Annotated in this window: 22 protein-coding genes; 6 read left to right on the top strand and 16 right to left on the bottom strand. The window is 40.5% G+C overall.

Going from position 1 to position 18,557, the window contains the following annotated elements:
* Nucleotides 1–3 precede the first annotated feature (3 nt).
* Entirely contained in the window at nt 4–1,275 is a 1,272-nt protein-coding gene (gene hflX / locus MHB66_RS08510) for a GTPase HflX (protein ID WP_046311059.1), read from the bottom strand.
* A 121-nt stretch (nt 1,276–1,396) separates the two neighbouring features.
* Nucleotides 1,397–2,356 (bottom strand): stage V sporulation protein K, encoded by a 960-nt coding sequence (spoVK, locus tag MHB66_RS08505; RefSeq protein ID WP_024424083.1) that lies wholly within the window; start codon nt 2,354–2,356, stop codon nt 1,397–1,399.
* A gap of 320 nt (nt 2,357–2,676) precedes the next feature.
* Between spoVK and MHB66_RS08500 the strand changes: the two genes are divergently transcribed.
* Entirely contained in the window at nt 2,677–3,435 is a 759-nt protein-coding gene (locus MHB66_RS08500) for an N-acetylmuramoyl-L-alanine amidase (RefSeq protein ID WP_024427042.1), read from the top strand.
* Between the two features lie 67 nt (nt 3,436–3,502).
* Here MHB66_RS08500 and MHB66_RS08495 read toward each other — a convergent pair whose 3' ends face one another.
* From MHB66_RS08495 to MHB66_RS08455, 9 genes are all read right to left on the bottom strand, one after another.
* Nucleotides 3,503–4,120, bottom strand: coding sequence for a hypothetical protein (locus MHB66_RS08495; RefSeq protein WP_046311057.1), 618 nt, complete (start codon nt 4,118–4,120; stop codon nt 3,503–3,505).
* Nucleotides 4,121–4,204: 84 nt separating this feature from the next.
* On the bottom strand, nt 4,205–5,185 hold the full coding sequence (nrdF, locus tag MHB66_RS08490; protein ID WP_024424085.1) for a class 1b ribonucleoside-diphosphate reductase subunit beta: 981 nt from the start codon (nt 5,183–5,185) through the stop codon (nt 4,205–4,207).
* A 17-nt stretch (nt 5,186–5,202) separates the two neighbouring features.
* Nucleotides 5,203–7,305 carry a class 1b ribonucleoside-diphosphate reductase subunit alpha gene (gene nrdE, locus MHB66_RS08485; protein WP_024424086.1) on the bottom strand — a complete coding sequence of 701 codons (2,103 nt, stop codon included), beginning with the start codon at nt 7,303–7,305 and terminating at the stop codon, nt 5,203–5,205.
* On the bottom strand, nt 7,265–7,657 hold the full coding sequence (gene nrdI / locus MHB66_RS08480; RefSeq protein ID WP_008360380.1) for a class Ib ribonucleoside-diphosphate reductase assembly flavoprotein NrdI: 393 nt from the start codon (nt 7,655–7,657) through the stop codon (nt 7,265–7,267). The genes nrdE and nrdI overlap by 41 nt, the downstream gene beginning before the upstream one ends.
* Before the next feature lie 265 nt (nt 7,658–7,922).
* Entirely contained in the window at nt 7,923–8,135 is a 213-nt protein-coding gene (locus tag MHB66_RS08475) for a hypothetical protein (protein ID WP_003212415.1), read from the bottom strand.
* A 79-nt stretch (nt 8,136–8,214) separates the two neighbouring features.
* On the bottom strand, nt 8,215–8,535 hold the full coding sequence (locus MHB66_RS08470; RefSeq protein ID WP_046311054.1) for a YmzC family protein: 321 nt from the start codon (nt 8,533–8,535) through the stop codon (nt 8,215–8,217).
* A gap of 162 nt (nt 8,536–8,697) precedes the next feature.
* Entirely contained in the window at nt 8,698–8,919 is a 222-nt protein-coding gene (gene hfq / locus MHB66_RS08465) for an RNA chaperone Hfq (RefSeq protein ID WP_024424088.1), read from the bottom strand.
* Between the two features lie 25 nt (nt 8,920–8,944).
* Entirely contained in the window at nt 8,945–9,901 is a 957-nt protein-coding gene (miaA, locus tag MHB66_RS08460) for a tRNA (adenosine(37)-N6)-dimethylallyltransferase MiaA (protein WP_034281931.1), read from the bottom strand.
* 70 nt (nt 9,902–9,971) lie between these two features.
* Nucleotides 9,972–10,373, bottom strand: a complete 402-nt coding sequence (locus MHB66_RS08455; RefSeq protein ID WP_034281930.1) for a YmaF family protein — start codon at nt 10,371–10,373, stop codon at nt 9,972–9,974.
* A gap of 104 nt (nt 10,374–10,477) precedes the next feature.
* Here MHB66_RS08455 and MHB66_RS08450 point away from each other — a divergent pair, with 104 nt between their 5' ends.
* From MHB66_RS08450 to MHB66_RS08435, 4 genes are all read left to right on the top strand, one after another.
* Nucleotides 10,478–10,741, top strand: coding sequence for a hypothetical protein (locus tag MHB66_RS08450; protein WP_025093279.1), 264 nt, complete (start codon nt 10,478–10,480; stop codon nt 10,739–10,741).
* Nucleotides 10,742–10,853: 112 nt separating this feature from the next.
* The gene (locus tag MHB66_RS08445) at nt 10,854–11,396 is read left to right on the top strand and encodes a TetR/AcrR family transcriptional regulator (RefSeq protein ID WP_046311052.1); all 543 of its coding nucleotides are present in this window, start codon (nt 10,854–10,856) and stop codon (nt 11,394–11,396) included.
* Nucleotides 11,397–11,398: 2 nt separating this feature from the next.
* Nucleotides 11,399–11,716, top strand: a complete 318-nt coding sequence (locus MHB66_RS08440; protein WP_046311050.1) for a multidrug efflux SMR transporter — start codon at nt 11,399–11,401, stop codon at nt 11,714–11,716.
* Between the two features lie 15 nt (nt 11,717–11,731).
* Nucleotides 11,732–12,100 carry a multidrug efflux SMR transporter gene (locus MHB66_RS08435; RefSeq protein WP_034281925.1) on the top strand — a complete coding sequence of 123 codons (369 nt, stop codon included), beginning with the start codon at nt 11,732–11,734 and terminating at the stop codon, nt 12,098–12,100.
* A gap of 47 nt (nt 12,101–12,147) precedes the next feature.
* On the opposite strand, the gene MHB66_RS08430 is transcribed toward MHB66_RS08435, so the two are convergent.
* Both MHB66_RS08430 and MHB66_RS08425 read right to left on the bottom strand, forming a co-directional pair.
* Nucleotides 12,148–12,597 (bottom strand): OsmC family protein, encoded by a 450-nt coding sequence (locus MHB66_RS08430; protein ID WP_046311047.1) that lies wholly within the window; start codon nt 12,595–12,597, stop codon nt 12,148–12,150.
* Nucleotides 12,598–12,673: 76 nt separating this feature from the next.
* Nucleotides 12,674–13,408, bottom strand: coding sequence for a poly-gamma-glutamate hydrolase family protein (locus tag MHB66_RS08425; protein ID WP_024427035.1), 735 nt, complete (start codon nt 13,406–13,408; stop codon nt 12,674–12,676).
* Nucleotides 13,409–13,992: 584 nt separating this feature from the next.
* Between MHB66_RS08425 and MHB66_RS08420 the strand changes: the two genes are divergently transcribed.
* A complete protein-coding gene (locus MHB66_RS08420) occupies nt 13,993–15,318 on the top strand; it encodes a S8 family peptidase (RefSeq protein ID WP_046311045.1) in 1,326 nt (441 codons plus the stop codon).
* Nucleotides 15,319–15,407: 89 nt separating this feature from the next.
* Here MHB66_RS08420 and MHB66_RS08415 read toward each other — a convergent pair whose 3' ends face one another.
* From MHB66_RS08415 to MHB66_RS08405, 3 genes are all read right to left on the bottom strand, one after another.
* Entirely contained in the window at nt 15,408–16,556 is a 1,149-nt protein-coding gene (locus MHB66_RS08415; protein WP_034281920.1) for a Rap family tetratricopeptide repeat protein, read from the bottom strand.
* A 162-nt stretch (nt 16,557–16,718) separates the two neighbouring features.
* The gene (locus MHB66_RS08410) at nt 16,719–17,468 is read right to left on the bottom strand and encodes a poly-gamma-glutamate hydrolase family protein (protein WP_046311043.1); all 750 of its coding nucleotides are present in this window, start codon (nt 17,466–17,468) and stop codon (nt 16,719–16,721) included.
* Between the two features lie 309 nt (nt 17,469–17,777).
* Entirely contained in the window at nt 17,778–18,251 is a 474-nt protein-coding gene (locus MHB66_RS08405; RefSeq protein WP_024424099.1) for a CarD family transcriptional regulator, read from the bottom strand.
* Between the last annotated feature and the right edge of the window lie 306 nt (nt 18,252–18,557).

Here is an 18,557-nt window from a genome sequence, read left to right as displayed (position 1 = left end):
GATTTAATTCCTTTCCAACATATACTTCTTGATTTGACCTAAAATGGTCTGATCCTCACCACTATATCCGATGATGTCATATATCTCTGCTTCTTTTTGAAATTCTAGTGATTCCACAAGCGTTTCTGATTTTAATGCGGAGATGAGCTTCCCTTCATACGCTGGAATCTTTACATGATATGGCTTTAAAAAGGCTTTTTTCAGCTCGGCCATAATATCCGCTTTTAACCTTTTTACATCTTCTTTGCGCTTAGCACTGATTAAGATGTGGCGATGCTTTGAAGATGGGATGAAATCTGGTCTGATTTGATCTTCCTTGTTGTAAACAGTCAGCATCGGAATACGGTCGGCTTCTAATTCTTCTAAAAGCTCATGAACCGTTCGTTCGTGCCCTTCATAATCCTCATTAGAAGAGTCGATGACATGAAGCAAATAATCGGCTTCCTTCACTTCTTCAAGGGTGGAACGAAATGCGGCAATCAGTGTGGTCGGAAGGTCTTGGATAAAGCCAACTGTATCTGAAATCAGCACACTGTAGCCGGATTCTAATGTCATCTTACGTGTCATTGGATCAAGTGTCGCAAACAGCAGATCCTCTTCATGACTATCCGCTTCTGTTAACTGGTTAAACAAAGTTGATTTTCCGGCATTCGTATACCCGACGATGGCAATTTGGAACACACCATTTTTCTTCCGGCGTTCCCGGTATCTTGTTCGGTGTTCTTTGACTGCAGATAACTGCCCGTTAATTTCGTGAATGCGGTTTCGAATATGGCGTCTGTCTGTTTCAAGTTTTGTTTCACCCGGACCTCTTGCGCCAATTCCGCCCCCTTGTCTTGAGAGGCTGATCCCTTGTCCACTTAGTCTCGGCAGGGCATACTGAAGCTGGGCAAGCTCTATTTGCAGCTTCCCCTCTCTTGTACGGGCTCTTTTTGCAAAGATATCTAAAATCAATTGCGTACGATCAATAATTTTCACATCTAAAGCAGTCGCCAAAGCTTTTAGCTGGCTTGGAGAAAGCTCGTCGTTAAAAATAATGACATCACATTCGAGCTCCTCGCAAAGCACCTCAAGTTCTTCTACTTTCCCTTTACCGATATACGTTGCGCTGTCTTGTCTATTTCTCTTCTGCGTCATCACGCTGACAGCTTCACCGCCAGCTGTTTTGGTTAAGGAAGCTAATTCTTCCATTGAGTATTGGAAGCGTTCATCCGTTACATGCGGCAATTGACAGCCGACAAGGATCGCTTTTTCAGTCATTTCATGTTCATTCAACGTCAGTTGTTTCCTTTCTGTACTTAAGTTTTCAGTAGTACCATCATACCAAACACATCACACGTATACCACTATTCGGATGGTTTATTTTAGTGACTCTTTATAAAAAGGATACGCCATTTCAAGAAGGCGTATCCTCTTTCATTTGAAGATCGTGACTTTTAATGGTCAGCAGATCTTTTTTATCATAATGATCCACAAGAAGCAGTCTCATCGCCTGGGTTCGTATGGCTTTTTCAATGGTGTTTCGCACAAACCGGCCGTTGCTGAATTTTGCCGGGCTTGTGGTACTTTTAATGTGCATTAAATAATCCCGCAGCTTCCATTCGGCTTCTTGTGTAAATACATATTCTCTGTCTGCCATCATTCGTTTTGCAATATCCATGAGCTGATCGACTGTATAATCAGGAAAGCTGATGTTGATTGGAAATCTTGATTGCAGGCCGGGGTTTAAAGAAAGAAAATGATCCATTTCCTTGGAGTAGCCAGCAAGAATGAGAATGAATTCGTGCTGTTTGTCCTCCATATGTTTTACAAGGGTATCAATCGCTTCTTTTCCAAAATCCTTTTCTCCTCCGCGTGCAAGAGAATAGGCTTCGTCAATGAACAAAATACCACCTAGTGATTTTTTAATTAAATCCCTTGTTTTTTGCGCTGTATGACCAATATACTCTCCAACAAGATCACCGCGTTCTGCTTCAATTAAGTGACCCTTTGAGAGCACATTCATTTCAAAGAAAAGCTTCCCGACAAGTCTTGCAACTGTGGTTTTCCCTGTGCCAGGATTTCCTTTGAACATCATATGAAGCGCTTGTTTTCCTACCTTTAACCCTTGTTCCTGCCGTTTTTGATTAACAAAAATCCAAGCATAAATCTCTTTTATGTTTCGTTTCATTTCATCCATACCGACAAGGCTGTTCATTTCACGCTCTATTTCCCGTAAGATGCTGTGTTTTGCCTCATTTTTCTGCAAGGCTTCCAGGTATTCTGCCTCTGAGTCTGCATCAACCAATACTTGCTTTTGTCCGTTAAGTATAATATTGATTTGGCCGTTGTTTTTATATGTGACAGCTCGCTCCAACGTATTCACCTCTCGCTCTTCTCTCTTTATTCTATTCGGGTGGAGCTGTAATCGTGACAATCGCCCGCTTAAGCCCAAGTTTGCTGTCAAAATGACCCGAGATACCGAATATTGTAGGGGTTTCTGCGGTTTCCCAGGAAATGATGTGCTATTTCCATTGTATTCACCCCGTTTGGGCGGACAAACCAACAATTTGCTTTTTCTTAGAAAAATGTAGCTTTTTGATCACAAATGATGCAGAAAAGAGTCTCAATGATTTCCGCATTTTGTACAGGCAATTCTTCTATTTTCTCATAAAATAAAGACGAGGTGATGAATAGATGGTGAAAATTTTTATTGATCCTGGCCACGGAGGAACAGATTCTGGAGCTAGTGCTAATGGACTTTTGGAGAAAAATATAACACTTCAAATCGCGCTTTTATTGAGAGACATTTTGATTAGTGAATATGATGGGGTTTCTGTCCGCTTAAGTCGTTCAACTGACCAATCCGTCACTTTGTCCCAGCGTACGAATGCGGCAAACAGCTGGGGGGCAGACTATTTCGTGTCTATTCATATTAATGCTGGCGGGGGCACAGGGTTTGAAAGCTATGTGTATCCTGGCGTTTCAGCACCGACCACCACGTATCGCAATGCCCTTCATGATGAAATTGTCCGCTCGGTTGATTTTGCGAACCGCGGCAAGAAAACTGCGAACTTCCACGTTCTTCGAGAAACTTCTATGCCCGCTATTTTAACAGAGAATGGTTTCATTGATACGGCAGCTGATGCTAATAAGCTCCGCAACGCAACCTTCCTTCAAGGCATCGCTCGCGCTCATGCGACTGGTCTAGAAGAAGCCTTTCAATTGAAAAAAAAAGCAAGTAATCTTTATAAAGTGCAGGCAGGAGCTTTCAAAGTGAAAGCCAATGCAGATGAATTAGCAGCAACACTTAAATCCAAAGGCTTTGACGCGTTTGTTGTATTAGACGGCGGCATGTTCCGAGTACAGGCCGGCGCTTTCCGTACAAAACAAAATGCAGATGATCTCGTCGCAAGATTGAAGCAGGCCGGTCACGACGCATTCGTTTTCCAATAAGCTGAAGCTGTTGTAACGAAACAAACCGGCTCAAGTCTTCTGCTGAGCCGGTTTGTTGTTTATTCATTTACGCTAGGATGTTGACAACAAATTGAGACCATGTTTCAAGACGGTCGAAGTATTCAGGCTTTTTCAAATCGGCTGCTTTCATCCATTTTCCTGAGATTTGATCTGTTTCTTTTACTTCCACATGAGCACCCGGAGATAGCTCAAGCGCTGATAACATTCCGATGTGCACACGGCCGACACTGTTGTCATCGTCATTGATTAATCCAAGGGTTTTCATTTCAAGTTTGTCTTCTTCTTGAATAGAAAGTTCTTCGTCCAGCTCACGATCTGTATTTTCTTTTAGAATCTCAGCAAAGTTTTTTCCTTCGATGAAATTCATATGCCCCCCAAAACCAAGAGATAACTTATGATGTAAGCGAGTCTCTCCCCCGCCTTGAAGTCTTTCGTATACATACACTTCGTCCTCACGCTTAATCACAACATAAGGAATCGGCTGCTTGAAGTCAGGATTTTCTTCTGCATCGCCTCTTCGCATTTGCTCGAAGTGCTCTTCGATTTCTTTCATTATTGTGCTGATTGTTTTCTCTTCACTGTTCACACCATTAAACGCAAGTGTTTCGTTTTGAAACACGCGTGCGCGTGGTGCAACTAAAATGATTTCGTCCATTTTTCCCATGTTCGGTAACCTCCAGTATGTAACACATTGTTAGAAATGGCAAAAAGCCAAAACGAGTGATGCGTTTTGACTTTTACGCTTTTCTTATGATTCATCTCCAAAGAAGAAGTCGTCATCTTTTAACGGCTCAACTGTTGCTTTTTTGTAGCCGTTCCCTTTCATTGAGAAGAAGTCATGCGACTTTGTTTTTGTATTGAGTCCATTCAATACAATAGGATTGATCTCTTCTTCTTCAAAGTAAGGGGCAAATCCAAGGTTCATTAACGCTTTATTGGCATTGTAACGAATAAACTTTTTCACATCATGCGATAAATTAACTTGGTCATAAATATCTTCTGTGTAATGAAGTTCATTTTCATAAAGCTCGTTTAAAAGGTCAATAGAGAAATCATACAGCTCTTTTTGCACGTCAGGTGTTTGTTTGTTGTAAATTTCTTGTGCTAATAATCCAACATACACACCATGAATCGCTTCATCACGCAAAATTAAGTTGATGATTTCACCACTTTGCATGAGCTTTCCTTGTCCATAGAAATAAAGCGGGTAGTAAAAACCACTATAAAATAGGAAACTTTCTAAATAAACAGAAGCAACCATTGCTTTAAAGAGAGAAATAGGATCGTCCTTTTGAATCGAACGGTATAAACTGACAATCATATCTGCTTTCTTTTGCAGGAATTTATTCTTCTTGACCCATTCAAACACTTCACTGATCGTTTCAGTTGGTGCAAGTGTCATGAAGATATTGGAGTATGATTTCGCATGCACCGCATTTTCCATCATTGCCATAAAGTTTAGTACAGCTTTACGCTGATGGCCGTCCACATGTTCAGCAACAATCGGCATCCCTGTATTTCCTTGTTCTGTATCAAGTAAAGTCAGTCCAGCAAGTACCTTCATGTACGTATCTCGCTCTTTTTCACCTAAATATTTCCATGTTAAGAGATCTCCGTTTAAGGAAATCTCTTCTGGAAGCCAGAACTGCTTCACATTTTGGTTGTAAAACATTTGTGTAAAATCGTCTTCGTGTTTTGACCAGTTGGCTGCATCATAAATTTTTGTCACGTTAAACTCTCCTTTAATCAAACAACACAAGAAAGACAGCCTTCCTGCCCTGTATCCTTCGTTCTTGCATAATAAAGTGTCTTAATGCCTTTATGGTGTGCATAAAGATCGATGCGGTTTAAATCACGCGTTGTCATCGTATCTTTTAAGAATAGTGTAAAGCTGATTCCTTGATCGACGTGCTGCTGAATCGTTGCGATCATATCGACCACTTTAAACATGTCCATATCGTACGCTTCTTTATAGAAGAACCAGTTTTGTGCTGAAAGACCTGGCATTGGGTAATAGGTTTTGCTGTTGCCGTATGTTCTTTCTTCGATACGTTCCATAATTGGCATCACAGAGGCTGTTGCCGATTGAACATAAGAAATGGAACCTGTTGGTGCAATACATAAACGATAGCTGTGATACATGCCATGTTCCGCTACAAATTCTTTAAGTGCTGCCCAGTCTTCTTTTGTTGGAATGTGCATGCCTTCAAATAGCGCTGCTGCTTTTTCTGTTTTTGGTGTGAAATCATTCTCCACGTATTTATTGAAGTACTCACCAGTTGCATAGCCAGAGCCTTCATAACGATGGAATGTTTCTCCTTTTTCTTTCGCAAGCTCACTTGAGCGTTTAATTGAATAATAGTTCACCATCATAAAGAATGTATTTGCGAAATCTCTTGCTTCTTCACTTTCATAGGCAATTTGGTTTTGAGCTAAATACCCGTGAAGGTTCATCGCACCAAGTCCGATTGACTTCATCGCTTTGTTCGCTTTTCGAACAGCTGGTGCATTGCGAATGTCTGTTGTTTCAGACACAAGCGTTAGTGAGTCTGTTGCAAGCTTAACCGTTTTTTCAATCGATTTGTTTTTCATGACATTCATGATATTTAACGAACCAAGGTTACAAGAAATATCAAGACCGATTTCATCTTCTTGATCATAGTCCGTGTAAGAAGAAACCTCTGAAGCCTGAAGCACTTCTGAGCAAAGGTTTGAGAATTTCACTCGTGAAATATGGTTCAAGGCATGCTCTCTGTTTACATTATCTTGGAACATGATATATGGATAGCCTGATTCTGAGCGTAGAACAGCCAATTTTTCAAGAAGCTTCCTCGGATTGACTTTTTCTTTTTTGACTTTCGGGTTTTCTACAAGCTCGTCATACATTTCTTCCATGTCCATCTCATCAAGATGCTGTCCATATTCTTTATAGACTGTATGCGGATAGAAGGTATAAGCTGTTTTATCTTCTCTAGCAAGCTCGATAAATTTATCCGGGATGACGACTCCGATGGACAGAGTTTTCACGCGAACATCTTCATCGGCAGAGATTTTTTTCGTATCTAAGAAATCATTGATATCTCTGTGGAAAATATTCAGGTAAGCACTGCCTGATCCTTGTCTTTGCCCCATTTGATCTGCATATCTGAATGCATTATCAAGAAGCTTCATCACGCCGACGACACCTTTTGTCGCGTTTTCGACATCTTTGATTGCTTCGCCTTTTGCACGAAGTTTTGACAGGTTCAAACTGACGCCGCCGCCTAGTTTTGACAGCTGCATGGAAATATCAATCGCTCTTGAAATATCGTTTAGTGAGTCATTTACTTCAAGCAAGAAGCAGCTCACAAGTTCACCGCGTCTTTTACGTCCAGCGTTCAAGAAGGTTGGTGTACTTGGCTGGTACTCTTGATTGATCATCAGTTCTACAAACTCAAGTGCTTTTTCTTTATCCCCACCTGCAAAGAAAAGTGCTACAACTGAAATGCGGTCTTCATAACGTTCAAGGATTTTCTTTTTATCATTTGTTTTCAGTGCATAGTCATTGTAAAACTTAAACGCACTCATAAATGATGGGAATCTAAATTTTTTGGCATATGCAGCTTCAAAGACTTCTTTAATATCTGCCATGCTGTATTGTCTTAAAAATTCTTCCTCATAGTAGTCGTTTTCTATTAAGTAATCAATCTTCTCTTCTAGATTGTGAAAAAAGACCGTGTTTTGATTAATGTAATCTACGAAATAACTATGTACAGCTTCTTTGTCCTTATCGAACTGAAACTTTCCTTCTTTTTGAATCATAATCTCGTTATTTAATTGTATCCACTTTGGAACCTGATTTTGTGACAATTCTTTCTACCTCCTGTGTAAACAATTCAACATCCCTTTTTGTTCCGCTTAGTTCAAAGGTGTGCAAAATAGGAACTTGATATTGTTTAGAAATCGTATCGGCGCTTTTTGCAAAATTATCTCCCCACACTTTGTTGCCACTCACCGCAACACCTAGTAAAAGGTGAGCATTTTTCTCTAAAAAGGACTGAGTGGTACTAGGGACTTGTCCAAATCCTGTCGTAAAGGTGACGAGAATAAACGGCGTATCCAAAAACTCTTCTCCAGTCAATTTTCGTTTGTCTGTAAAAGGGGTCTTGTCCAAAAAGCGTTGAACATTTCCTGTTTTTGAATCAAATACGATTTGAATCAATTCCATCACGACCTAGTTTTTAGTATTGTTGATCATTTCGCTATTCACTATATATAGTATACTATGTTTTTTCAAAACACAACATATAGATGTTCGAAACGAAAAAAATCAACCAACCCGGCCGAACCTTCATAGCCGAACTCGTACGTTCAAATAAATAGAGCAGAACAGGATCTAAAAATAGACTGCTCTACTCCCTATTCAACTGAAACCGAAATCTATCATAACACGAAAAAAAATCGCTTAGTAGACTAGACTTTTTGTTTTATTTTTTGTAGGCATCGCACTGTAAATCTTCTGACACTTCTGTAATTTCCACTTCAACACCTAATTCTTTTAGCACCGCTTCAAGCGCAGAAACGATTGAAGCTTCTCTCACTAATTCTTTCCCATTTACAGAAACACTCGTTCCATATTCGAAACAGGAATCGTCTTCACAAGTTTGTTCCCAATGATTAATTTTAATTTTATGTGTCATGAACTCATCCTTTTCTGTCTAGATGTCTGATGCATGATTATAGTGTAGCGGCTTCACATTCATTTGTAAATTTACGTGCTTACTCTTCTTCATTAAGGTCATCATCATATTCTTCGTCGTCCCATTCATCTATGTATTTCGTTGTAACGAGAGTCAGCTCTCCTTCTTTTTCATCAAACCGGTACACATGTACTTGATCATCTTTCACAACAGCAAAATGATTATTTTTTAGTGCAGCAGATGATGGTAAAACGCCATCTGCATTTTCATGAGAATGGTTATTCCAACTTTCTTGTCTCGTTTCAATGTTTGAGATAGCGCACGATCCAAACAAGACAACAATTCCAATCAAAAGGAGGATCACTCTAATCCTTCTTAATTCAAGCTCTGCATTTTCCATATGAATCCCCTCACCCTTCTAATATCCAATAAGGAATTATACGGAAAATTGGCAGAAAAGTTTCATTGCATACAAAATAGCCCCTCTGCACTGACAAAAAACGTAGCGGGTTCCGGCCGGTTTATTCGCAGAGGCATGGGGCTATTTTAAATACAACATATCCTATTCTAATTCTAGATTTACATTCTTTTGAGGTGCAAATGTAGAAATGGCGTGTTTATAAATAAGCTGCTGCTTCCCTTCTGTTTCAAGCAGCACCGTGAAATTGTCAAACCCTTTCACTTGACCGCGAAGCTGAAAGCCATTCAGCAAGAATACTGTGACAAATGTATTGTCTTTGCGGATCTGATTCAAAAACTGCTCCTGAATATTAATCGGTTTCATGTTTCGTCCTCCTTGATTCTGATAACTACAGTTTCGCTTTAAGTCCAAGCTTTCCTGCTATATATGCGAAAATTTCCTCTTTTTTGTCTGAAAAGTGGCAAGGCGGTGTCATATCAAACCAAGTGACCGCCATTTTATTACGGAACCACGTGAACTGACGCTTCGCATATCTACGGGAATTTTGCTTTAATTGCTGGATGGCTTCATCAAGTGAGCAGTCACCTTGAAAATAGGCATACAGCTCTTTATAACCAATGGCTTGAACAGACTGACAATCCTTCAAGCCAGATTGATAAAGTGCTCTCACTTCTTCAATTAAGCCCTCATCTATCATCATATCAATTCTTTGATGAATGCGCTCGTACAAAACCTCTCGATCCATTTTCAGCCCAATGAAGGCTGTATCATAAAGAGGAACTTCTTGATGCCCGTTTTGCATCTCCGACATTTTCTGACCTGTTGTATGAATCACTTCCAGCGCCCGGATCACGCGGCGGACGTTATTTGGATGAATAGCGTTTGCCGCATCAGGATCTACTGCCTTTAGCTTTTCGTGCAGCAAAAGCGCGCCGTGCTGCTGTTCAAAGAGCGTCATTTCTTCTCTAAAAGCAGGATCACTTTTCTCATCCGTAAATGTGTAATCATATAAAACAGATTGGATATAGAGGCCTGTTCCGCCGACAATCATTGGCGTTTTCCCTCTAGCGGCAATCTCTTTGATCTTCGAACGAACCAGCTGCTGAAATTCAGCTGTCGAAAAAGATTCGTCCGGCTGTTTAATATCAATTAAATGGTGCGGGATGCCATTCATTTCTTCGGGGGTGATTTTAGCTGTTCCGATATCCATCCCTTTATAAATCTGCATCGAATCCCCGCTGATAATCTCTCCATTAAATGCTTTGGCTATATCAATGCTCAATTTGGTTTTGCCGACAGCTGTCGGCCCTACTAACACGATTACTGGCTGCTTCGCTTTATTCATAACATCACTCACTTTTACAAAACTGCCTACAGTATAGCATAACTTTTCTTACTCTCCTATATCCTGCCCATCACCAGCCAAGCGGTTCATTTCCAACCACTTCATATGTTTTTCCTTTTAAACGATGCTTATGGGTTGGCCGCTTCTCATCTGGACTATAGACGACACCTCCATATGGGATGGGTACAGAATCGAGATAGGCTGAATAGGTGACTTCCTCGATCTCGTGATAATGTGTTCCATCCACTCTCGGAATTGCAGGCCCTGTGACCCCGTAGTACCTGTGGAAATGCCCTCTTTCAAAGGAAGTGATTCCGCGATAAAAATGAGTATGCCGGTCGGTATTGCTTCCATTCACAGGCTGAGAAATACCTTCTATTAAATGATAATGCCCCTCTGTTACATCCGTACGTGCTTTATATGCATGAGCATGCGGCGGACACTTTGCCCAATCAGATGGATACAGGCCCATTTCTAACATTCCTCCTTATATTAGGCGTTCATCCAAACATATGTAGGCAACTGGAATACACTGATGTCAGTTACAGTGATTTTATGAGAAAGGAGCCTTTTATTATGAATTATTTTGACGCACCTCCGTTTATTCAAGAAGACATGAGAAGACCTTTTGGATTTGGGTTTGGCCGACCTGGTTTTGGATTTGGGAGACCCGGTTTTGGATTTGGCCGCCCAGGCTTTGGCTTTGGAAGACCTGGATTCTTTGGACCTCCATTTTTAGGTGGTTTTGCTGGCGGTCTGCTTGCTGGATCTTTGCTTGCTCCAGGATTTGGATATCCTTATCCGCCATTCCCGCCATATGGACCATACCCTTGGTATTAAATATGACGTTTAAGTGAAAACATCCGTTCATAAAATGAATCGATTGACACACTCTTTTTTCATGGGTTAACATTTACTTTACCGACTGTTCAGTAAAGTAGGTGTTTTTTTTATGTCTAAAACCAAAAAAGAGCAAATTTTTGACGCGGCTGCCAGCACAATTCTAAAAGAAGGAGTCAGCCAGCTCACCCTTCAGCAGGTGGCAGAGCATGCAAATATGACCAAAGCTGGTCTGCTTTATCATTTTTCAAGCAAGGAAGAGCTCATCCAAAAAATGAATGAGCATGCGATTCTTTGTTTTCGTCAGCAGCTCGAGACGTATCAAGAAACATACAAACACGAAAAAGCGCCTTATGTACGCGCATATATATTGGCCACATTACATGATTTAGATATGCAGCATACGACCCAGCTATGTACAAGTATGCTGGCTACGATGTCATTTGATGATGCGCTGCTGCAACCTTGGCGTGATTTTTATGCGGAGTTCAAAGAAAAAGCAGCTGAGGAAATAAGCGATCCTACACTGAGTCAGCTGATCCGCCTTGCATGTGATGGGATATGGTTTTCAGAAATGTTTCAGCTTGAACCGCTGAAAAGAGAGGAAAAAACCCTTTTACTTCATCGGATTTTACACCTATTAGAGGAGGGATGATCATGATCCTCGGATATCTTTTTTTGGCTGTTGCCATTTTTTCAGAAGCCATTGGCGCCGTGATGTTAAAATTATCAAATGGCTTTACGCGCTGGAAGCCTAGCGCTGCCGTTGTGGCTGGCTATACACTTGCTTTTTATATGCTGTCATTGACGCTCAATATCATTCCGCTAAGCATGTCTTACGCAACATGGTCTGGGGTTGGTACGGTCCTCACGGCTATTTTGGGCGTGCTCTTTTTCAAAGAAACCTTGAACAAAAAAGCAGTCATTGGCATGGCGATGCTTGTCTCAGGGGTCGTACTATTGAATATGTCATAAAGGATGTGAGAGATCATGAAAGGAATGCTCTACTTAACAGGAGCCATTTTAACGGAGGTTTTTGGCAGTACAATGCTGAAGCTTTCTCAAGGCTTTACGCAGCTGCTGCCGAGTATTGGGGTACTGATCGGATTTGGCTGCGCCTTTACTTTCCTCAGTTTGGCACTAAAAACCATTGAGCTTTCGTCTGCCTATGCAACCTGGTCTGGCGTTGGAACAGCCCTTACCGCTCTTGTAGGACTTGTGCTGTTTAACGAAACCATCAGCACGAAAGGCTTCATCGGCCTTGCACTTGTCATCTGCGGCGTGATTGTCTTAAATCAATCCAAGAAGCAACAGAACGAAACCAAAGCACAACTCGATCAAACCGAATGGACGTCATAAAAAAAGTCATTTTCTCCATATTTCAAGAGAAAATGACTTTTTTGTTTTTAACGGCCGACTTGAATGGTTTCTTCTAAAGAAATGTTCACATTCCCCTGAACAGCTCTTGAGATCATACATGAGCTTTCGGCTTTATGCGCAAGCTTACGGGCAAGCTCAATTTCATGTGCAGAAGCGGACTCTTTAAGTGTGATGACAGGTCGATGAATGATTTCCTCATAAGTAAACACACCATTTGTCACATCTACGACGGCTTCAGAGCTCATCGATAGATTCTCTTTCTCTAATTGACTCCGCTCCATCATGGCTGCAAGTGTAATGATATAACACGTAGCCGCTGCACCTAAAAGCATCTCATCTGGATTGGTTCCAACACCAGGACCGTCCATTTCCTTTGGAATCGAAATCTTTGTTTTTAATTGTTCACATGCGATTGTACCCACATCGTTACGCAGACCAGGCCAGCTTGCCTGAAGATGAAAATGATGACGCGCCATATCCGTCTCTCCTTTTGTTATCACTGTTCATAGTGTAACAAGAATTCCCCTGCTTGTCTTAGCATGTGCACAGCCATTATGTATATTCTTCATCCAGCACTGTCCGAATCGCCCTGACATAACGATAGAATGTCTCGTTTTTTGTACTTGACCGCCTCCGAAAATCGAAACTGTCAAATAAAGCTTCACGCTGACTTCTACTAATCTCAAGCTGCACACTCTGCCCTGTTTTTGTAAGATTATTAATATTATGATTGCTTGTCCCGCTCAGGGTTGCGTGTGCGACAGCTAGTTCAGCAGAAAATCCGTTCCGCTCTAATGAGTTGACAATTTTCTCTGCACGGTCGTAATCTGTTCCGCCGACGAGAGTATGGTCAATTCCTTCCTCGCCTTTGTATCCATGCACTGCTAAAATGTAATCATGTGCTTTTGCCTGCGCGACGCCGATTGGCTCATCAAAGTTTGTACTTGTAATATGAAGTTCTGATGCATTCTCTCTTAGACCTTCAAATAAATACGTCGAAAAATCGTTGTCAAAAAAATGGACGATCTCGCTCACGCCGCCTTCGATCCTCCCGCCATGAGGTGACATCACAAGAAGGCGGCTGCCGGGCACTGGGTTGGCTGTAATGTTATAGCTGCTCGTTGATTCGTTTTCTTCAAGTTCTTTAAAATTTCGATAAATATCATTTGAACCGCTTTCGTCTTCCCCACCTGATGACACTGGCTCATCATGTTCCTGTGCTTGCATGGTATAATAAACGCCCCATCCGATCGCAAGCAGGAGAAGCAAAGCAAAAAACTTCTTCATTCCCGTTCTCCTTTAACAGATTTCTAAGCCGTTTCTATGATTTATATTGAATCATCATTTCTTATCATTTTTTCCACATTTTCTCTTCACGTTTGATCATAACACTCTAGATCATGAGATTCCTCAAAAATAAGATAATTGCATTTATATACACAGAAACGCCTCTCCTCTTTGAAAACAGAGTTAGAATAGTATGACAAACAAATGACGTTATGTTTAATATGACCTAGTCCTATCCAGTCTGTTTTCTTTAATTCGGCTTTTTTTGATAAGGATTTGATGTTTTCCATCTGTCACGCATCACATTTATATGAGCATTGACCCTGTCCACAGCCCTCCTTTTTCTGCAAAATCCTTTGTTTCACTGGTTCTCTCAGAAGAACTCTCCCACCTATCATCGGCAGATTCTATATGATTTCCACCTTTTTCTATTATTTTACAAAATGTAAGCGCTTTTCTTTTTTGAAAGACATAAGCAAGCCGCCAATATAAAGAAAAGGAGGGACAAGAATCCGAACCAAGCAGTTCTCATTCTCATAACGTAAGAGTGTACGAGAATGGATAGCTGGAATGGAGGGCATCACATGTTTGGATTTTCTATGGTGCAAATGGTCAGAACACATGCTAGTAAACTAGATCAGCCTTTAAGAGAGACCGTTCTTCACCTTTATAAACCTTTTAAATGGACGCCATGCTTTCTTCATCGTTTTTTCGAAGGCAGGCTGAAGAAGAAAAAGAAGCTTCGTGTGATTATTGAATTTAAGGAAGGTGCAGCCGAAGCAGGGATTCAAAGCACAAAACAGCTCATGAAAAAAAGCAGAAAAACAAATATAAAACGGCATTTTTCCCATATCGACTGCTGCGCTGCTGATCTAACGCCTGCTGCTTTAGAGGAGCTATTAGCAAATGGGGAGCATATTCGTAAAATTTATTTAGACCGGAAAGTTCATGCGCTGCTGGATGTAGCCACACAAGCAAGCCATGCTGAAGAAGTCATCCGAAACAGGACAACTTTAACCGGAGAAGGAATTACGGTCGCTGTCATTGACACAGGAATTTATCCGCATGAAGATTTAGATGGAAGAATTCGAGATTTTGTGGATTTCGTCAAACAAAAAACAAAGCCTTATGATGATAATGGCCACGGTACTCACTGCGCGGGAGATGTCGCGGGAGATGGAGCCGCTTCAGACGGCTTATACAAAGGACCTGCCCCAAAAGCAAATCTGATTGGCGTGAAAGTGTTAAATAAACAAGGGGCTGGATCACTTTCTACTATTATAGAAGGTGTTGAATGGTGCATACAGTTCAACGAAGACCACCCTGATGATCCGATTCATATTATCAGTATGTCGCTAGGCGGCGCTGCCCAGCGTTATGATGACGAACAGGACGATCCAATGGTGCGTGCTGTCAATGCGGCTTGGGATCAAGGCATTGTTGTATGCGTCGCTGCAGGAAACTCTGGTCCTAACAGCCAGACAATTGCAAGCCCTGCTGTCAGCCAAAAAGTCATTACGGTCGGAGCCTACGATGACAGGAATACACCAGAATCAAGTGACGATGTCGTGGCACCGTTTTCAAGCAGAGGGCCAACTGTTTATGGGGAAGCAAAGCCTGATATCCTCGCACCAGGCGTAAACATCGTTTCTCTCAGATCACCAAGATCCTTTCTGGATAAACTCGATAAATCAAGCAGAGTCGATGAGGATTATACAACGTTATCTGGCACATCGATGGCAACACCGATTTGTGCTGGTATTTGCGCTCTACTGTTAGAGCATTCACCAGATTTAACGCCAGATGAAGTCAAAACCCTGTTAAAAGAAAATACTGGCAAGTGGTCTGGGGATGACCCGATGATTTATGGAGCAGGTGCAATTGACGCAGAAAAAGCAATCAAAGAATAAAGAAAAAAGCCCTTTACGTTTTGCGTAAAGGGTGTTGTTTGTCTCATTTTTAAGTGTGAAGTCTTTCATCTACTTGAGCAGCTGACATGTTATGCTTCGTTCTCATACATCTCATCTCCTTTTTGAATGTGCGTACGCGCTTCGATCACAATCTCAAAAAAAGTGGAGGATTCCTTGTACATGTCGCGTTCCTTATAATAATTAGCCGCATCAAGTGCTAATTCCTCTAAATCAGCAAACATTTTTTTATTTCTCAGACCAAAAAGGGCCGACCTCAATTGCTCACAGCCGTCTTTCTCTATATAGAGCGCCTGCAAAAATTGGAATTTCAACTGATAAATTTCATCTTCCAATACACAAGCCTCTTTCATTCCTGTAGATATGGCCTCGCCCGCCCGCTGAATATCTCCGAGTTTAAAACAAGTAAGGGCAAGTGAAAACAATGATTTGATCATCGTGGATGCTTGATCTTTCTGATAAAGTGAGATGGCTTGTTCAAAAAAGACAGTCGCTGTATGGTACGTTCCCATACTATAATGGCAAGTGCCTAAGTTATTAAGAGCCATTGCTTTAAAGTAAGATGTGCATTCTTTTTGTTCCATCGCTTCACAGACCTTTAAAGCTTTTTCTAAATAAGGAAGCGCTTTTTGATACTGATTAACATCAATCCAATTACCTGCCATGACAAAATCACATTGAATACTTCTTTTTCCATAAAGCTGATGTTTCTTGTAGATGTCTCTTGCCTTTTTAGCGTAGTGCATGGAGAAATAGGTTTGTTTCATATGATAGTATACTTCTGCGATTTTATAGTAAAATTCTGCTTTTTCAATCTCATCTGTCACTAAAATCAGTTGATGTTCAGCATGCTTGTAATATGAAATGGCCTCGATATAGCGGCGCTGGATAAACGCATACATTCCATGAAAAAAATGAAAATAATAGCCGAGTAAGCCTGTCATCTCATCTTCTGCATCGTCAATTTCTTTAGGAAAGGACACTGCTTGAAGCGTTTCACTCCCTGCATGGACTGGCGCTAAGTGCTGAAGCATCATTTGATGGCGAAAATCCATTAGAGAATAGTATAGGAGTAAATCTTGATCCTCTTCCATATCATGAATTTCTTCTTCAACAAGGCGCTTCATGCCGTTTGCCTGTTCAACTTCAAATTTGCAAATATGCGTGTACCATTGATTGATCTTTACACCTACTTCGGAAGATGGTATTTTGTGTGCCATCCACTTCAGCCCCATTCTATCATATCAAACTGATAACTATTATTTTACATAATTTATGTTTTTAAGGCAAATTGTAAGTTATTACATATTTTATGTTCAAATCGCATATTCCTATCTTTTTTACCAAGTTTAAATAGAGTACTTTTGCCCATCAAAATTTTTTTACGAAGAAGGGTCGAATTCTCTGAGCACTTCTTTTAACGCATTAGTATAGCGTCTGAATGCTTTTTTCTTTCCCTTTCTCGTATCAAAATTGTCAAAAAAAGCTTCTCTTTGCGCTGTACTAATTTCGAGCTGCACGCTTTCACCACTCGCATTTCGATTATTTATATTTTTAGGGTCTGTACCAGAAAGCCGTTCTCCTTTTTGTACCATTTCTGCGGAAAATCCCCGATCTTTTAGTTCTCGTACAACTGCTCTTTGCATTTTTTCATTTGTGCCGCCAACGAGCGTGTGTCTTTTATCACTTTTATAGCCGTGGATGGAAATTGAAAAAGGATACGTTTTAATCATTTGAACCAAAATGGGTTCATCAAAATTGGTACTCGTGATATGCAGGTCCCGGTTATTGTCTTGCTTTGTACCTTCGAACAAATACGTAGAGTAGCTTTCTTGAAAGGCTTCTACAATTTCACTTGTTCCTGGTTCAATGTCACCTCCATGAGGAGAAAATACGAGTAAATCACTTCCGCCCTTTTCGTGAAATTCTATCTCATAACCGTCTCTTTCATATCGCATGAGCTGTTTAAAGTTTTCATATTGATCGCCTTGTTTTCGCTCTTTTTGATACTTTTCTACCTCTTGATGATGCTGCTTTTGCTCTTTTTTTTCTTGAACAGAATGGCTGCATTTCACCATTAAAAGAGTACACAGAATAAGAAAGATGAATCCACATATTAGTAACCTTTTCATTTCACCGCTCCTTTTTTCTCTTAGGTGTCATCTTACCGCAATATTTTACTATCAATGGCTTAGAAAATTCAAAGGTTGTCCGGCTCATTTGAATGAATCAGGAGAAGTTACCTGTTTTTAATGTTATCTAGGTATTTCAGAGGTCTTTAAATTTTTGTTGTGAACGTAAAAACTAAATCGTATGACCTCATTTCAATTTTAGTTAAAACCGCCTACAAAAATGGCAATATTACTCTTTTCTTCAAACAAAAAAGCTGTAAACAAAAGGAGTGCCCCCTTCAGTTTACAGCTAGTCTCTGTATATCATCATTACATTCTTAATTCATTCTCTAAAGCTGTCATCACTTCATCTTGCGTCAGTCCCTGTGCAAGTGAAATCTCACTCACTAACATACCTCTTGCATCTTCAAGCATCTTCTTTTCACTTGAATTTAATGCTTTCTTCTGATTTCGTCTCATTAGATCTTTGACAACGTCTGCACCATCTTCGATCGCACCTGTTTTTAGCTTTTTCAGATTTTCATCATATCTTTGCTTCCAAGTAAGCGTGTCGTCGTTTGTTTCTTCTGCAAAATTGTTCATCACAACTTTCAGCGTTGCTTGATCTGCTACCGGACGTATACCTAGTTGATTGATTCTGCCTTTTGGGACCATCATCTGCATATTCGGCATTTGAATCAGGAAATATTCCTGCGTCTTACCTAAAATCTCTTTTTCTTCCATTCCTTCAATCACACCGGCTCCATGCATTGGATAAACAATTTTATCACCTATTTGAAACAAATCCGCCACCTCCGAAAGTATTCACAATATCATTATAACACATTTCATCAGAGGATAAAAATTTATATTTTATCATGTTAATTTAGCACTAGTCAATTCTTTTTATTTGAGTTTTTTCAGAAAAAGGCCTTTTTTTATAAAAGAAGCAAGAGCATCCAGTCCTCATGACTCTTTCTTGCATATACTAGCATTGAGTCACATTTAGGAGGGATGACAATGTGCAAATGCAAGTGCAAACATTCCCACTCACACTGCCATAAAAAGCATGACGATCATTGCCATGAGGATCCATGTAAAGAAAAAAAG

Source organism: Bacillus sp. FSL L8-0167 (assembly GCF_038630295.1).
In the GTDB taxonomy this organism is placed as follows: domain Bacteria; phylum Bacillota; class Bacilli; order Bacillales; family Bacillaceae; genus Bacillus; species Bacillus safensis.
The sequence above is the reverse complement of the archived record's forward strand: the minus strand, read 5'-3'. Positions and strand labels throughout refer to the sequence as shown.

Excerpts from the sequence above, each read along its gene's own strand:
- hfq (WP_024424088.1), bottom strand. The coding sequence starts at position 8,919 with ATGAAACCGATTAATATTCAGGAGCAGTTTTTGAATCAGATCCGCAAA.
- MHB66_RS08415 (WP_034281920.1), bottom strand. The coding sequence starts at position 16,556 with ATGGCACACAAAATACCATCTTCCGAAGTAGGTGTAAAGATCAATCAA.
- MHB66_RS08500 (WP_024427042.1), top strand. The coding sequence starts at position 2,677 with ATGGTGAAAATTTTTATTGATCCTGGCCACGGAGGAACAGATTCTGGA.
- MHB66_RS08455 (WP_034281930.1), bottom strand. The coding sequence starts at position 10,373 with ATGGGCCTGTATCCATCTGATTGGGCAAAGTGTCCGCCGCATGCTCAT.
- MHB66_RS08495 (WP_046311057.1), bottom strand. The coding sequence starts at position 4,120 with ATGGGAAAAATGGACGAAATCATTTTAGTTGCACCACGCGCACGCGTG.
- MHB66_RS08450 (WP_025093279.1), top strand. The coding sequence starts at position 10,478 with ATGAATTATTTTGACGCACCTCCGTTTATTCAAGAAGACATGAGAAGA.
- MHB66_RS08410 (WP_046311043.1), bottom strand. The coding sequence starts at position 17,468 with ATGAAAAGGTTACTAATATGTGGATTCATCTTTCTTATTCTGTGTACT.
- MHB66_RS08435 (WP_034281925.1), top strand. The coding sequence starts at position 11,732 with ATGAAAGGAATGCTCTACTTAACAGGAGCCATTTTAACGGAGGTTTTT.
- MHB66_RS08445 (WP_046311052.1), top strand. The coding sequence starts at position 10,854 with ATGTCTAAAACCAAAAAAGAGCAAATTTTTGACGCGGCTGCCAGCACA.
- MHB66_RS08475 (WP_003212415.1), bottom strand. The coding sequence starts at position 8,135 with ATGACACATAAAATTAAAATTAATCATTGGGAACAAACTTGTGAAGAC.
- MHB66_RS08470 (WP_046311054.1), bottom strand. The coding sequence starts at position 8,535 with ATGGAAAATGCAGAGCTTGAATTAAGAAGGATTAGAGTGATCCTCCTT.
- MHB66_RS08425 (WP_024427035.1), bottom strand. The coding sequence starts at position 13,408 with ATGAAGAAGTTTTTTGCTTTGCTTCTCCTGCTTGCGATCGGATGGGGC.
- MHB66_RS08430 (WP_046311047.1), bottom strand. The coding sequence starts at position 12,597 with ATGGCGCGTCATCATTTTCATCTTCAGGCAAGCTGGCCTGGTCTGCGT.
- miaA (WP_034281931.1), bottom strand. The coding sequence starts at position 9,901 with ATGAATAAAGCGAAGCAGCCAGTAATCGTGTTAGTAGGGCCGACAGCT.
- MHB66_RS08440 (WP_046311050.1), top strand. The coding sequence starts at position 11,399 with ATGATCCTCGGATATCTTTTTTTGGCTGTTGCCATTTTTTCAGAAGCC.
- MHB66_RS08420 (WP_046311045.1), top strand. The coding sequence starts at position 13,993 with ATGTTTGGATTTTCTATGGTGCAAATGGTCAGAACACATGCTAGTAAA.